Origin of the sequence: Pseudarthrobacter sp. J47 (assembly GCF_049810315.1) — a bacterium.
Taxonomy (GTDB): domain Bacteria; phylum Actinomycetota; class Actinomycetes; order Actinomycetales; family Micrococcaceae; genus Arthrobacter.
Window position 1 is genome coordinate 855322 of the sequence record NZ_CP187358.1, and the last position, 15118, is coordinate 870439.

Sequence of the window (15118 nt, forward strand, 5' to 3'; positions counted from 1 at the left end):
GGTGGTTGAGCTTGTCGAAACCGATCCCGACAAGCCCGATCACCGCCCGAAAGGACTTTCAATGACTGAGAATTACACGGCACTGTACGAAGAGCACAAAAAGCTCGGTGCCTCCTTCACGGACTTCGGCGGCTGGCAGATGCCCCTGAAGTACAGCTCCGAGCTGGCCGAACACCACGCTGTCCGCAACTCCGCAGGCCTGTTCGACCTCTCCCACATGGGCGAGGTCTGGGTGAGTGGCCCTGAAGCGGCCGCGTTCCTGGACTACGCACTGGTGGGCAAGATCTCCGCCATGGCCGTGGGCAAGGCCAAGTACTCGCTGATCTGCAACGAAGACGGCGGCATCATTGACGATCTCATTACCTACCGCAGGCCTGCTGCTAATGATGGGACGGACGTCTTCCTGGTGGTCCCGAACGCAGGGAACGCCGTGGTGGTTGCCGAGGCCCTGGCCAAGCGTGCGGCAGGGTTCGACGTCGAGGTGCGGGACGCATCCGCCGAAACCTCGCTGATCGCCGTCCAGGGCCCGGAGGCAGAAGAACTGCTGCTCCGCCTGGTCCCGGCCGCCCAGCACAGCCTGGTCACGGACCTGAAGTACTACGCCGCCGTCGAGGTCCCGTTGCTGGTGTCCGGCGCCGGCAAGAACCTCCTGCTGGCCCGCACCGGATACACCGGTGAAGACGGCTTCGAGATCTTCGTCGACAACGACGACGCCGCGGCTCTTTGGCAGGCGGTCGTAGCCATTGCAGATGAGGGCGAGCTGACGCCGGCGGGCCTGGCCAGTCGCGATTCGCTGCGCCTGGAGGCCGGAATGCCGCTGTACGGCAACGAGCTTTCCCTGGAAGGAGACCCCTTCGCCGCAGGACTCGGTGGCGTTGTGGCGCTGTCCAAGGAAGGCGACTTCGTGGGCAAGGCGGCGCTGGCGGCAAAGAAGGAAGCCGGCGTCGGGACCACCTCCGGTCGCAAGCTGGTGGGTCTGAAGGGCCTGGGACGCCGCGCCGGACGCGCCCACTACCCGGTACTCAAGGACGGCACCGCCGTCGGCGAAGTCACCTCCGGCCAGCCCTCGCCCACACTCGGCTACCCGGTTGCCCTGGCTTACGTGGACGTCGAGCTCACCGAGCCCGGCACCGCGCTGGACATCGACCTCCGCGGTAAGGCGGAGCCCTTCGAGGTCGTCGCCCTGCCGTTCTACAAGCGCACCAAGTAACCCGCCGGTGGTTGAGCTTGTCGAAACCGATCTCGCTCCCCAACCGCCCCTAACCTCGCAAGCTCGGCCAGGGAACCCTGCGGCCGTGGCCCCAGGCTCGATCACCGGGCTCAACCACCGACAAAAGGACTAAAAACAAATGGCAACAGTCGCTCCTGAACTGCAGTACTCCGACGAACACGAATGGGTTGCCCGGGAAGCCGGTAACGTTGTGTCGGTGGGAATTTCCGCCGTGGCCACCGATGCCCTTGGTGACATCGTCTACGTGGAACTCCCTGAGGTGGGCTCCACGGTGACAGCAGGGGAGACCTGCGGTGAGGTGGAATCCACCAAATCCGTTTCCGACCTCTACGCACCCGTCACCGGCGAAGTCACCGAAGTGAACCCCGCCGTTGCCGAGGATCCCGCGCTGATCAACAGCGATCCCTACGGTGCCGGCTGGCTGTTCAAGGTGGCCGCTGTTTCTGACGGACCACTGCTGTCCGCCGAGGAATACACGTCCAAGTACGCGTAACGTCCCGCACCTCCATCACTACCTCCATTAAGGAACCCGGCCATGGCTGTTGGCGTCTTTGACCTTTTTTCCATCGGGATCGGCCCGTCCAGTTCCCACACCGTGGGTCCCATGCGGGCTGCCGCGGTTTTTGCCGGTGAACTGAAGGATTCGGCAGACCTTGGCCGGGTTGCTTCGCTGCGGGTGGACCTTTACGGTTCGCTCGCGGCGACGGGCCGCGGCCACGGCACCATGACCGCGGTGCTCCTTGGCCTGGAAGGCTTCTACCCGGAGCTCATCCTGCCGGACGAGGTGGAGACCCGCCTGGCGTCCATCGCCGAGACCGGGACGCTGCAGCTGGCTGGCTCCGTGCCGCTGCCTTACGGGGTGGAGGACATGATCCTCCACCCGCTCACGGTGCTGCCGCGGCACACCAACGGCATGAAGTTCGCCGTGATGGACGACGCCGGCGCCGTCCTTCATGAGGCAACGTTCTTCTCCGTGGGTGGCGGCTTTATTGTGCGTGAGGGTGAGGAAGACGCTGCGCTGAAGGACCTGGACGAGTCCAAGAAGGAGCTTCCGCTGCCGTTCCGCACGGCCGCGGAGCTGCTGGGCCGCTGCCAGTCCAAGGGCCTGTCCATCGGCGAGATCATGCTGGTCAACGAGCGTGCCTCCCGTTCGGAGGAGGAGATCCGTGAAGGTCTCTTGCACATCTATTCGGTGATGGAGGGCTGCGTTGAAACCAGCCTGAAGCGCGAAGGCCTGCTGCCTGGCGGACTGAAGGTCCGGCGTCGTGCTCCTGACTGGCATGAGCGGCTGCTGAAGGAGGACAAGGACCGCGATCCGAAGTACTGGCAGGAGTGGGTGAACCTGATCGCCCTGGCGGTCAACGAGGAGAACGCCTCTGGTGGCCGGGTGGTGACGGCGCCCACGAACGGTGCCGCCGGGATCATTCCCGCCGTGTTGTACTACGCCCTGCATTTTGCCCCGGGCATGGAGAACGCCACGCAGGAGGACCGCGACGACGTTGTGGTGAAGTTCCTGCTGACGGCCGGTGCCATCGGGGTGCTCTACAAGGAGCAGGCCTCGATCTCCGGCGCTGAAGTGGGCTGCCAGGGCGAGGTTGGATCGGCGTCGTCCATGGCTGCCGCAGGCCTGGCTGAGGTGATGGGCGGATCGCCGCAGCAGGTGGAAAACGCCGCGGAAATCGCCATGGAGCACAACCTGGGTTTGACCTGCGATCCCATTGGCGGTCTGGTCCAGGTGCCGTGCATCGAACGCAACGCCATTGCCGCCGCCAAGGCCATCAACGCAGCCAAGATGGCGCTCTGGGGAGACGGGTCCCACCGCGTCTCGCTGGATGAAGTGATCGTGACCATGCGGGAGACCGGCAGGGACATGAGCTCCAAGTACAAGGAAACCGCAATGGGCGGCCTCGCCGTCAACGTGGTGGAGTGCTGACCGGCGCCTGAGTGGCCTGATGCGTGCCAGGCTTTAGACTGGGATCTGGAAATCGGCACCGAACAACACCAGATTGGACACGGCACCCTTGCGAGAATTCACCGCCCGATTCGCCACAGACGGGGAAGTCGAGAACTGGGACAAGCACGTGATGGCCAATCCCAACGGCGGAAACATGCTCCAGTCCGCCGCCTACGCCACGGTCAAGCACGGCAACGGCTGGACCGCCCGGTTCCTGGTCCTGGAAGGATCCGGCACCCCCAGCTACAACTTGGTCCTGGAGAAGAAGTTCCCCATCCTGGGACGCCTCTGGTACCTGATCAAGGGCCCGGACACCACTGACGCCGCGGAACTCCAGCCCATGCTGGACGCCTGCGCAGCGTTCATCCGGGCGAACAAGCTGAAGGTGTTCGCACTGAAGGTGGAACCGGACCTGGTGGCGACGCCGGAAAACCTCGCTGTGCTGGCTGCAACACCGCTGGTGAAGGTTGCCAACATCCAGTCCAACGACTCCACCGCCATCCTGGACATCAGCGCACCGGAAGAGGAGGTCTTCAAGGCCATCTCCTCCCGTGCCCGCAACGCGGTGCGCCGCGCCGAGCGCGAGGGCTGCACGGTAGTCCAGGAACAGCCCGGACCGGCCACGTACAAGGCCCTGTATGACCTCATGGCGGACACCGTCAGCGCCAAGGGGTCCATGCCGCTGCGCAGCTTCGAGTACTACACCCGGTTCTGGGACGAGTTCTGCAACCGCGGGCAGGGCAACTTCTTCTTCGTCTATGAGGACGGCAAGCCCAGCGTGGGCGCGTTCGTGATCAACTACGGTTCCAAGGCCACGTACAAGGACGGCGGCTCCACCCAGAACCGCAAGCAGTACGGTGACTCCCACCTGGTGCAGTGGGCGGCGATCCGCCGCATGCAGGAGCTGGGCTGCGTGGAATACGACTTCTGCGGCACGCCACCGGCGGACCGCATCAAGGACAAGACCCACCCGCTGGCCGGCATGGGAATGTTCAAGACCAGCTTCACCAAGGTGGTCACCGATTTTGTGGGCTGCCACGACCTGGTGCTGGACCCCGTCCGCTACGCCCTGTGGGTCAAGGGCGGCGAGCGTGTGCTGCGCCGCATCGAAACAGCCCGCACCGGCGCCCAGTTCTACTGACGATTCCCGCCCCACCATCCGTTGACGTCCACCACTTTGAGGCGAGGTACACCCTTGAATTCTTCCGGTACAGCCCTGGGCACGGCCCTGGAGCTCAGCATCCTCAGCGACTCCGACTTCGAGGCCTTCGCTTCCGGGCACCCGCAGAACAACTTCATCCAGTCCGCACCGTTCACCCGCTTCCAGCGCTCCCGCGGCCTGAACGTGGAACTGGTGGGCATCTCCCGCAACGGGGAGCTGGTGGCTGCCGCAAAGCTGGCCTACAGCCGTAACCGGCTGGGCTACACCGTATGCGACTGCTCCAAGGGCCCCCTGGTTGACTACACGGACGCCGCACTGGTCAGTGACGTCGTCGGGCTCCTGAAAAAGCATGCGGCGCAGCGCAAGGCGGCCGAACTGCGCATCTCGCCCAACCTGCCCTGGGTAGCGCGGGATGAGGACGGCGCCGAACACCCCGAGGTGCTGGACAACAGGCCGCTTGCGGCACAGCTGGAAGGCCTGGGCTTTGTCCACCAGGGCCACGCCATGAACTTCGTCAACGTCAACTGGATGTTCATCAAGTCGCTGACCGGCATCAAGGACGCCGAAGAGCTGATCATGGGCACCAGCTACCGCACCCGCAAGGCCATCCGCAAGGCCGAGAAGAACGGCGTGTACCTGGAGCAGGCCACGCTGGAAACACTGGACGACTTCTACGATGCCCTCAGCACCGCGGGCAATGAGAAGGGCTTCGTCTTCCGCGAACGCGACTACTACGAGAAGCTCCTGCGGACCACGTCGGACGAGTTCACCAAGCTGATGATGGCCAAGATCGACATCCCGGCCTACCGGAAGTCCATCACGGAACGGCGCGATGCCGAGGCCGTTGCGCTGGCGGACCTCAAGCGTGAGGTTGAAGAGACCGGCAGCAAGAAGAAGGCCAACCGCATCAAGGTGGTCCAGGACCTCGTGGACAGCTACGAGCGCAGCCTCAAGGACATCGAGCGGTTCCCGGACTCCGTGGGCGTGGTGACAGTGGCCGCGATCCACTTCGTTTGCTACGGCGACGAGCTGACCTGCGTTATTGGCGGAACGGTGCAGGACTACATCTACTTCAACGGTGCAACGTCCCTGTACTGGGGCATGATGCTGCATGCGCTGGAGAAGGGCTACACCCGCTACAACTTCTACGGAACGTTCGGCATCCAGGGCCAGGACCAGGAAGGCCACGGCGGCTATGAGTTCAAAAAGGGCTTCGGCGGCGAGGTCGTCCAGCTGATGGGCGACTTCGTGGTCCCGGTCCGGCCGCTGGTATTCCGGGCCAACAGCCTGGCGCGTGCCGCCGTGGCCGCCGGCCGTACGATTGCAGCGAAGCTGCCCCTGAAACGCGGGGCGTAACACCACAGAACCACCAGAACGGGAGGAGGACCAGCGTGACCGACCAAGGTAACCAGCAGAAGCGTCCGCACACGGACGGACTGCCCAGGACCGAGCCGCTTTCACCCTCCCAGGTCCGGCAGAACATCGCTGCCAAGAAGATGCTCAAGCGCCTGGTCCAGGGGGAGAACCCGCCCACGGCGCCGCTGAGCATTGTGGACAGGCTGGCCGGCAGCCCGTACGCCAACCCGATGATCCAGGTAGGCGGGGTGGACACCTCGGCGCGTAAGACGCTGGACTTCGCGCTGCACCTTGCCGAAACCATGTTCCGGTACGGCGCTGGTGCCCTGGAAGTGGAGACGAGCATCATCGCCGTCACCGCCGCCCTGGGCCTGAAGAACATCGAAGTGGACATCACCAACCAGTCCGTCGCGATCAACTACGCCCCCAAGGACCAGCCGCCCGTTGCACTGCTCCGCGTGGTGCGGTCCTGGACCAACAACTACGCCGGCCTGGCCAAGGTCCACCAGCTGGTCAGCGACATCGTTGCCGGGGGAGTGGGCCGTGACGAGGCCATCCGCCGCCTCGACGACGCCATCACCAGCCCCAAGCCCTTTCCCCGGTGGATGGTCACCGTGGCGTTCGGCGTGTTCGCCGCTGCGTTTGTGGGCGTCCTTGGCGGCGGCCCCGTCTCTTCGCTGTTCGCCTTCGCCCTGAACATCGGGGTGAACCTGCTGGGCCGCCAACTGGGCCGGTGGCGGGTTCCGGACTTCTTTACGACGGCGGCATGTTCCTTCGCGGTGACGCTCTCCGCGCTGCTGTTGTGGCGTTTTGAACTGACCAATTCACCGGCGATCGTGGTGGTGGGCGGCATCTTGCTGCTCCTGCCCACCGGCCGGCTGGTCTCGTCTGTGCAGGATGCGATCAACGGCTTCCCCGTAACGGCCGCAGGCCGGTTCCTGTCCACGTTGCTGACGTTCGGCGCCCTCGTGGCCGGCATAGCCGTGGCCTTCCTGGTGGGGCAGCTGACCGGGATGCAGCCTATCGATGTGACCCAGACGTTCCCGCCCGCCTACGACCTTTGGGTGCTGGTGCTCCTGACCGCGATCGCCGTTATGGCCATCGCCATCACCGAACAGACCTCCTGGAACCTCCTGCTGCCCACTGCCGCGGTGGGCATTGCCGGCTACCTGGTGCTGGTGGGTGCCGGAGCCATCGGCATCGGCGACAGGTTCTCCCCGGCGCTGTCCGCCGTCGTCATCGGTCTGCTGGGCCGGGTGGTGGCGCTGAAGATGGGCGCACCGCAGCTGGTGGTGGCCGTTCCGGCGGCGCTGATCCTGCTGCCTGGCCTGACGATCTTCCGCTCCATGTACGTACTCACCATCGAGGAGTCGGAGATCCTGTTCGGCTTCGGCGGCATGCTGAACGCCGGGGCAATCGTCCTGGGAACAGCCGGCGGAATTGTGCTGGGTGACGTCCTGGCGAGGCCGCTGACCGGTGGCCTGGCCAGCAACGAACGTCGCCGGGCCCGCAGGCGCTAGCTGACTGGTGTCTAGACCTGTCGCCTTAGATCTGGCCGATGGGCAGCTTCTTTTCCGCCTGGAAGTCGTCCTCAACGCGGCCCTGGGCCCAGTAGCCGGACAGTGAGACCTGCTTGCGGTCCAGGCCGCGCTCGCTGAAGAACACCTCGCGCAGCGCCTTCATGGATCCGCGCTCGCCGTGTGCGAACACCTGGACCGTGCCCGCTGGCCACTGGGCGGTCCGGACGGCGGTGGCCAGGAATTCAGGGGCACCGGCCGGGCCGCCCCTGCGGAAGATCCAGCGCAGTTCCAGGCCGGCAGGTGCCTTGATGTCCTGGACCTCCGCTTCGTTGTCCACTTCCAGGAAGGCGAGCCCGCGGGCATGGGCCGGAAGGGATTCAATGGCTGCGGCGATTGCCGGGATAGCGGCCTCGTCGCCCGCATACAGGTACCAGTCGGCGTCGGGGTCCGGGTTGTACGCTCCACCTGGGCCGGAGAAGCTGAACGTATCACCGGGCCGGGCGTTGGCCGCCCATGGGCCGGCAAGCCCTTCGTCGCCGTGGTTGACGAAGTCGATCGCGAGCTCCTGCGCGGCCTCATCCACCCACCGGATGGTGTAGGTGCGGGTGACGGGCCACTGCTCGCGCGGCATGGTTTCCTTGATGGCCATCAGGTCCAGCGGCTGCGGATATTCCACCCCGGGCTGCAGGAAGGAGATCTTCACGTAGCGGTCCACAAAGCTGTTGTTCACGAATTGGCCAAAGCCGGGCCCGCCCGCCACAATCCTGATCATGTGCGCGGAAAGCTGTTCACGGCGAAGCACGGTCAGGGTGATAATCGGCCTGGCCCGGCGCAGCGCCGTGGTGCCCGCAGGGGAAGTAGTCATGTAGGTAAGCCTAAGTTAACTCGGCAGTTCCCAGGAAACGGGGGCCGCCCCCTGCTCCTCCAGCAGCGTGTTGACCGTGCTGAAAGGCCGGGATCCGAAAAAGCCCCGGGAGGCAGAGAGCGGACTTGGGTGTGCACTGGCCACGGCGGGGGCGCCGTCCAGCAGCGGTCCGAGGTTTTGCGCATCGCGGCCCCACAGGATTGCCACCAGCGGCTGCCGGGTGCCGTCCGTGCGCCGGCGGCCGGCAACAGCGCGGATCGCGGCGGCGGTGACGGGTTCCCAGCCCTTGCCCCGATGCGAGGCGGCCGCCCCTTCGCGTACGGTCAGGACGGTGTTCAGCAGCAGCACTCCCTGATCTGTCCAGGCCGAGAGATCGCCATGGACCCGTGGGGGGAGCCCCAGGTCCGCTTCGAGTTCCCGGTAAATGTTGGCGAGGCTGCGGGGAATGGGCCGTGTGGTCCTTTCCACGGCGAAGGACAATCCCACTGCGTGCCCGGGCGTTGGGTACGGATCCTGGCCAACCACCAGCACCCGAACGTCCGCCAGCGGCTGCCGGAAAGCCCGGAGAATGTTCGACGGCGCCGGGAGGACCAGGTGCCCCGCTGCGGCTTCGTCTGCCACAAAGGACAGCACCTTCCGCAGGTCCGGCTCCACGCTCACCAACGCGGTTGCCCAATCGGGCGCCATGAGGTCAGCCAGGGGACGCGTCGCCATGTCCCGCAGCTCGGCGGCGTCGTCCTCGCTGCGCCGGGTGGGCGGCAGGTCAAAAAGCGGTTCGGGATCAAACACCCGTCCATTCTTGCAGCCGGGGCAAATGACAACGGTGTTATTCGTCCGTAGCATGGGAGGAACACTTTGACCCTGCCCGCAGGAAGGATTTTGCCGTGGCAGAACCAGCGCACGAACTCCCGCAGCACCAGCCCGCCGGCGAGGCCTCCCTGTTGGCCGGGTTTACGCTCCGCGACTCACCGCTGTCCGAACGCGACCAGCAGATGCTGGCACTGGAACGGCAGTGGTGGAAGTACGCCGGTGCCAAGGAACAGGCCATCCGGGAACTGTTCGGACTCTCGGCAACGCACTACTATCAGTTCCTCAACGCGCTCATCGATACCGAGGACGCTTTGGCCTACGATCCCATGCTGGTCAAGAGATTGCGTAGACTACGTACGTCGCGTCAACGCGCCAGGACGGCACGCCGCCTGGGCTCGGACGCGTAAAAGTCCGCGCTGAGCCATCAGCTGCACCAACCAAGGATGACTCGCCACCATGACCAAATACGCCCGGGATGAATTTGACCAGGTACCGGAAACCTCTGCACGCCAAGGCGTCCACAGGACGGTAGCGGCACCGGCCCGCAAGCGGCTGTGGCCCATCATGGCGGTTGGCATTGCTGCCCTGCTGGTTGGTGTGGGGGCGTTCTTTATCCTTCCCACCTTGGGCTTTGGCCCCGGCGGAACCCCCGCCGCGGTGAGCGACAGCCCCAGTGAATCGTCGGCACCCACTGACGCTCCGACGTCGGAGGCCCCGGCCGAGCCCACGGCCACCGCGCCCGCTGAGGAACCGTCAGCTGAACCGGAACCTGAACCGACGCCGTCGGAAACCACGGGCGGGCTGGATAAGACCCAGGCCGTGGCCGTCTACAACGGCGCCGGAGTAGCCGGCCTGGCCGGCCAGGTGGGCGGCGTCGTGCAGACGGACGGCTGGGCCGTGGCAGAAGTCGCCAACTGGGGCGGTTCCGCGCAACCGGCGTCCGTCATCTTCTATGCTCCCGGGCAGCAGGCCAACGCCGAAGCCCTCGGGGAGTTGCTGCGCATTACCACCCAGGTTGAGAGCGCTGAATTCCAGGTTCCGCTGGTGGTCGTACTGGGACCGGGCTACCAGTAGCCTGCAGCGGTCACGCCTGAATAACTATTGGGCTGCCTCCACGTGGCAGACGCGTGGCGAACCCTGTGGCTGGCTAGAGTAGCCATAAGTTTTGATCCGCGCGCAAGGTGAAAGTTGGGGACCATGGCACTGGGAACCGTCAAATGGTTCAACGCCGAAAAAGGCTATGGCTTCATTTCGGTCGACGAATCCGGCGATGACGTTTTTGTCCATTGGTCCGCCATCCAGGGCGAGGGCTACCGGGCCCTGGAAGAAGGCCAGCGCGTGGAACTTGAAATCGGTGAAGGCCAGAAGGGCCCCCAGGCCGAAAGCGTCCGGCCGGCCCAGTGATTCCTGCTGTGCGAAGCTCTGCCCTGGGCCTCACGGCCGTCCTGCTCCTGGGCGCGACCGCCTGCAGCGGTGTCCCCGGGAATGCCCGTGTGGCCGACGCCGAAGCCAGTGGTGACGGGACCCTCCGGGTCGGCGTCATCCTGGACAACACCGGCAGCCAGTCGTTCCTCAACGATGCCCAGCGGGCCGCAGTTGAACTGGCTGTCAAGGATGTCAACGCGGCCGGCGGCCACAAAGGCAAGCCCGTGGAAGTCCTGGAACCTGCCACCGGCGATTCCGCGGCGCAGGCCAGAACGCTTGCTGAGCGCAAGGCCGACGTTGTAATTGGCCCTACCGATTCCGGTAACGCTCCGGCAGCGATTGACGTCCTCTCACGCGCCGGCATCACCCTGATCTCACCGGCCAATACCTCTGCCGGCCTCACCAGTTACAAGTCCGGCGGCTATTACTTCCGCACGGCGGCGGCAGATGTTGCCCAGGCCGCGGTGCTCGTCAAGATGGCCACCGCCACCGGCGCCAAAAGCATCGCCGTGATCCACCAGGAAGGCGGTTACGGAAAGGGCGTGTCCGACGCCGTTGCTTCCGTTGCGGAGGAATCAGGGCTTGGGGCTCCGGTCGTCGCAGAATTCGCGCCGGGCGAAGCCGCCGAAGCGGCCGGCAAGGTCCGCGACGCCGCCGCGGACGCCGTCGTCGTTATTGCCCGTGAAGGTGCCCAGGGCGCCCTGGCGGAACTGAAGAACGCCGGCATCCCGGGGGAGAAACTGCTCCTGGCTGACGGCGCGTTCGACCAGTACGGTTCCGGGCTGGCAAACGGCACGCTCAAGGGAGCGCGTGCCATACTTCCGGGTGTTTTCCCCTCCGCCCAATTCCAGGACCGGCTGCTCACCGTGGACAAGGGCCTGAAAGACCTGACGTTCGCGGCCGAGGCCTATGACGCCACCATCCTTGCGGCGCTGGCAGCCGAGGCCCGCCAGGATGATTCCGGCAGTTCCATCGCCGCCGGTCTGATCGCTGTTTCCGGGGGATCTGCGGACGACGCCGGGGAACGGACCGTGTGCACCACGTTCGCCGAATGCCGCAAGCTGCTGTCCGCTGGTTCCGGCGCGGACTACGACGGCCAGTCCGGCCCGGTGGCCTTCGACGAAAACGGCGACGTCACCGCTGCCAACTACATGACCTTCACCTATGGGCCGGATAACAAGGCCACACTGTCGGGCAAGGAAGCCGCCGCACGAACTGACGGCTGAGTGCTGCCACAGGCGGCGTCGCCGCGCACGCGCTGCCATGATCGCCGGCAGCGAACCTGCCCCCGGAATGCAGGTCTTGCGGGGTCCCTCTGCTTGCACTCTCATCGGGGGAGTGCTAATTATTGACTTAGCACTCCCGCGTACAGACTGCTAAATGTTGACCGGTTTCCGGCCCGCATGGCGCTCTGGGCAGGGAGCGAAAGAAAACACCTTTGCTGGGTGAGATCCCGCAACCGCCGGCGTACAGAGGCCGGTGGCGAAGGATCGTCCGTCGCGGGCACTACAGCAACGGTCCATTCTTAACGACTGTCCCGAAAGGACTACTGCCGTTATGGCCAAGATCATTGCATTTGATGAAGAGGCACGCCGCGGCCTTGAGCGGGGCCTGAACACCCTCGCCGACGCCGTTAAGGTCACCCTCGGCCCGCGTGGCCGCAACGTCGTCCTCGAAAAGAAGTGGGGCGCCCCCACGATCACCAACGATGGTGTTTCCATCGCCAAGGAGATCGAGCTGGACGATCCTTACGAGAAGATCGGCGCCGAGCTGGTCAAGGAAGTTGCCAAGAAGACGGATGACGTCGCAGGCGACGGCACCACCACCGCAACCGTCCTGGCCCAGGCCCTCGTCAAGGAAGGCCTGCGCAACGTAGCCGCCGGCGCGGACCCGCTGTCCCTCAAGCGCGGTATCGAAAAGGCCGTTGACGCCGTCACCACCGAACTCCTGGCTTCCGCCAAGGAAATCGAAACCAAGGAAGAAATCGCTGCTACGGCGTCCATCTCCGCCGGTGACGATGAAATCGGTGCCCTCATTGCCGAAGCCCTGGACAAGGTTGGCAAGGAAGGCGTTATCACGGTCGAGGAGTCCAACACCTTCGGCCTGGAGCTTGAGCTCACCGAAGGCATGCGCTTCGACAAGGGTTACATCTCCGCCTACTTCGTCACGGACGCTGAGCGCCAGGAAACGGTCCTCGAGGATCCGTACATCCTGATCGTCAACTCCAAGATCTCCAACGTCAAGGAACTGGTTGCTGTCCTGGAAAAGGTCATGCAGTCCAACAAGCCGCTGCTGATCATCGCCGAGGACATCGAAGGCGAGGCCCTGGCCACGCTGATCGTGAACAAGATCCGCGGCACCTTCAAGTCCGTTGCCGTCAAGGCTCCGGGCTTCGGCGACCGCCGCAAGGCCCAGCTCGCTGACATCGCCATCCTCACCGGTGGCCAGGTCATCTCCGAGGAAGTCGGCCTCAAGCTGGAGAACGCCGGACTGGAACTCCTGGGCAGCGCCCGCAAGGTTGTTGTCACCAAGGACGAGACCACCATCGTTGAAGGTGCAGGCGACGCCGACCAGATCGCCGGCCGCGTTTCCCAGATCCGCGCCGAGATCGAGAACTCCGATTCGGACTACGACCGCGAGAAGCTGCAGGAGCGCCTGGCCAAGCTGGCCGGCGGCGTTGCAGTCATCAAGGCCGGTGCCGCAACCGAGGTTGAGCTCAAGGAACGCAAGCACCGCATTGAGGACGCAGTCCGCAACGCAAAGGCTGCCGTTGAAGAAGGCATCGTCGCCGGTGGTGGCGTTGCCCTCATCCAGGCCGGCGCCAAGGCATTCGCCAACCTGACCCTGTCCGGTGACGAAGCAACCGGTGCGAACATCGTCCGCGTTGCCATCGACGCCCCGCTGAAGCAGATCGCCTTCAACGCCGGCCTCGAGCCCGGCGTTGTGGTGGACAAGGTCCGCGGCCTGCCCGCTGGCCATGGCCTGAACGCTGCAACCGGCGAGTACGTCGACCTGCTGGCCGCCGGCATCAACGATCCGGTCAAGGTGACCCGCTCTGCACTGCAGAACGCGGCTTCCATTGCCGGCCTGTTCCTCACCACCGAGGCCGTTGTTGCTGACAAGCCCGAGAAGAACGCTGCCCCCGCGGGCGGCGACGACATGGGTGGCATGGGCGGCATGGGCGGCTTCTAGCCCCCACAGCCGGACCTGCTCCGCACAAAAAAGCGGCTTCCTCCTTGCGGGGAAGCCGCTTTTTTGTGCTTTTTACAGCCTGCTGGTCCTACTTGCTGGCGCTGGAAATCATTCCTTCAACTTCCTTCTTGAACGCCTCGGCTGCGGCCTGCGGGGTGAGCCTGTCGTAGAGCACCTCATCCGTGTACCGCTTGATAACGTTCTGCACGCTGCCGGCACCCACAGGAGGCACGGGCGGCGCCTCCTTCATGTCCGGCTCGATGTCCTTCAGGAACGACACCACCGTGGTATCTGCCGGCTTCAGCGACGGCGTGATGGACTCAACGATCTCCGTGTTGGTGGGCACACCGCGGTCCGTCATCAGGATGGCTCCGGCCTCGGGGCTGTTCGTCAGGAAGTCGATGAACTTGGCCGTGGCTTCCGGGTGCTTGGTCCGCGAGGAGGCGGACCAGAACATGGTGGGCTTGTAGTACATCCCGTTCTCAGCCGCCGTGCCGTCCGCGCTGGGAGCCCGGAGCATCTTGATGCTGTTGCCGGTGGTCGCCTCCAGGGAGCCGAGCTGGTTGGTCCACCACCAGGCCATGCCCACCCGGTTGGTTCCAAAGAGGCTTTCCTCCAGGCCGGCTCCGGCGTCCTCCGTTGCTACGGTGGCGGGCGGGCTTGCCTTGGAATCGCGCTGCTCCTTCAGCCGCTCCCAGAAGGACGCGGCTGTGGCAGTGTCGAAGTCCAGCTTGCCGTCCTCCGAATAGAGGTTCTGGCCGTGCTGGCGGAGCCAGATGATCAGGTCCGCCTCATTGCTTCCATAGGCCGCGCCGTAAGTGCTGCCGTCCCCTGAGGCGCTGATCTTCGCGGCAGTCTCCACGAAGTCGTCCCACGTCCAGGTGGTGTCGTCCGGCAGCGGGACGTTTGCTGCTTCGAAGACCTTGGTGTTGGCCATCACGACGTAGGCGTTCTGGCCCGTGCTCAGGCCATACTGTGCGCCATCGTACTGGCCTGATGCCAAGGCCTCTTCGGCCAGCTTTGAGGTATCGATGCCCTCCTGTTTGGCCAGGTCCAGGAGGGCCCCGCGGCCGCCGTATTCGGCAATGTACTTCTGGTCCATCTGGATGACGTCCGGGGCATCGTTGGCGGCAGTCTTGGTGGCCAGCTTGTCCCAGTAGCTGCTCCACTCACCGGGTTCGGATTCGATCTTGATGGTGGGGTTCGCGGCCTCGAAGGCATCGATCACCTTCTCCGTCTGGGAGTTGAGGTACTCGTTGCCCCACCAGGCAAACCTCAGCGTGACCTCCTTATTGCCATCGGTGCCGCCGGAGCCGCCCGCCGCGCCGCAACCGCTGGCGAGCAGCGAGACGGCAACTGCCACGGCGCCGAGCTGGAACCTTCTCCTGGTCAGGGGTGGAATCGTCATTGATATGCCTTCCGGATTCTGATGGTGCAAAGTTAGGTGAGAAAACGCTTTCTCGAATTGGTTTTCTGATTCTGCCGTGGTGGCGCAGGGGGAGTCAAGGACTTTCGGTAAACGTTTTCCCGCGGAGGACGGCGCACTTGTGGCTCAGGGCGGCAGGAAGACGGCACGTGGATGTCGGCCACTTCTGGCAGGATG

General features: G+C 64.8%; 14 protein-coding genes. 11 read left to right on the plus strand and 3 right to left on the minus strand.

The genetic code is table 11. The features are described from left to right. The first annotated feature begins 61 nt into the window (after window positions 1-61). The 6 genes from gcvT to ACPJW8_RS03930 all read left to right on the plus strand — a co-directional run bounded on the left by gcvT (window position 62) and on the right by ACPJW8_RS03930 (window position 7223). Complete coding sequence (gene gcvT / locus ACPJW8_RS03905) at window positions 62-1210, plus strand: glycine cleavage system aminomethyltransferase GcvT (RefSeq protein ID WP_330186516.1); 1149 nt, start codon at window positions 62-64, stop codon at window positions 1208-1210. Window positions 1211-1349: 139 nt separating this feature from the next. Continuing rightward, window positions 1350-1724 (plus strand): glycine cleavage system protein GcvH, encoded by a 375-nt coding sequence (gene gcvH / locus ACPJW8_RS03910; RefSeq protein WP_330186517.1) that lies wholly within the window; start codon window positions 1350-1352, stop codon window positions 1722-1724. A 42-nt stretch (window positions 1725-1766) separates the two neighbouring features. Further along, complete coding sequence (locus ACPJW8_RS03915; RefSeq protein ID WP_330186518.1) at window positions 1767-3164, plus strand: L-serine ammonia-lyase; 1398 nt, start codon at window positions 1767-1769, stop codon at window positions 3162-3164. Window positions 3165-3252: 88 nt separating this feature from the next. Beyond that, the gene (locus tag ACPJW8_RS03920; protein ID WP_330186519.1) at window positions 3253-4326 is read left to right on the plus strand and encodes a lipid II:glycine glycyltransferase FemX; all 1074 of its coding nucleotides are present in this window, start codon (window positions 3253-3255) and stop codon (window positions 4324-4326) included. 87 nt (window positions 4327-4413) lie between these two features. Further along, a complete protein-coding gene (locus ACPJW8_RS03925; protein WP_330187005.1) occupies window positions 4414-5703 on the plus strand; it encodes a peptidoglycan bridge formation glycyltransferase FemA/FemB family protein in 1290 nt (429 codons plus the stop codon). Between the two features lie 35 nt (window positions 5704-5738). Beyond that, a complete protein-coding gene (locus tag ACPJW8_RS03930) occupies window positions 5739-7223 on the plus strand; it encodes a threonine/serine exporter family protein (RefSeq protein WP_330186520.1) in 1485 nt (494 codons plus the stop codon). A gap of 25 nt (window positions 7224-7248) precedes the next feature. Here the strand turns inward: ACPJW8_RS03930 and ACPJW8_RS03935 are convergent, their stop codons facing one another. Further along, the gene (locus ACPJW8_RS03935) at window positions 7249-8088 is read right to left on the minus strand and encodes a siderophore-interacting protein (RefSeq protein ID WP_330186521.1); all 840 of its coding nucleotides are present in this window, start codon (window positions 8086-8088) and stop codon (window positions 7249-7251) included. A 15-nt stretch (window positions 8089-8103) separates the two neighbouring features. Further along, window positions 8104-8877, minus strand: a complete 774-nt coding sequence (locus tag ACPJW8_RS03940) for a uracil-DNA glycosylase (RefSeq protein WP_425256407.1) — start codon at window positions 8875-8877, stop codon at window positions 8104-8106. A gap of 95 nt (window positions 8878-8972) precedes the next feature. Between ACPJW8_RS03940 and ACPJW8_RS03945 the strand changes: the two genes are divergently transcribed. From ACPJW8_RS03945 to groL, 5 genes are all read left to right on the plus strand, one after another. Next, on the plus strand, window positions 8973-9305 hold the full coding sequence (locus tag ACPJW8_RS03945; RefSeq protein ID WP_330186522.1) for a DUF3263 domain-containing protein: 333 nt from the start codon (window positions 8973-8975) through the stop codon (window positions 9303-9305). A gap of 49 nt (window positions 9306-9354) precedes the next feature. Next, window positions 9355-9972, plus strand: coding sequence for a LytR C-terminal domain-containing protein (locus ACPJW8_RS03950; RefSeq protein WP_330186523.1), 618 nt, complete (start codon window positions 9355-9357; stop codon window positions 9970-9972). A gap of 123 nt (window positions 9973-10095) precedes the next feature. Beyond that, window positions 10096-10302: a cold-shock protein gene (locus tag ACPJW8_RS03955; RefSeq protein WP_330186524.1), complete on the plus strand. Its 207-nt coding sequence runs from the start codon at window positions 10096-10098 to the stop codon at window positions 10300-10302. An 8-nt stretch (window positions 10303-10310) separates the two neighbouring features. After that, window positions 10311-11549, plus strand: coding sequence for an ABC transporter substrate-binding protein (locus tag ACPJW8_RS03960; protein WP_330186525.1), 1239 nt, complete (start codon window positions 10311-10313; stop codon window positions 11547-11549). A gap of 331 nt (window positions 11550-11880) precedes the next feature. Continuing rightward, window positions 11881-13515 (plus strand): chaperonin GroEL, encoded by a 1635-nt coding sequence (gene groL / locus ACPJW8_RS03965; protein ID WP_330186526.1) that lies wholly within the window; start codon window positions 11881-11883, stop codon window positions 13513-13515. Between the two features lie 88 nt (window positions 13516-13603). On the opposite strand, the gene ACPJW8_RS03970 is transcribed toward groL, so the two are convergent. Continuing rightward, the gene (locus tag ACPJW8_RS03970; protein ID WP_330186527.1) at window positions 13604-14923 is read right to left on the minus strand and encodes a sugar ABC transporter substrate-binding protein; all 1320 of its coding nucleotides are present in this window, start codon (window positions 14921-14923) and stop codon (window positions 13604-13606) included. Window positions 14924-15118 lie beyond the last annotated feature (195 nt).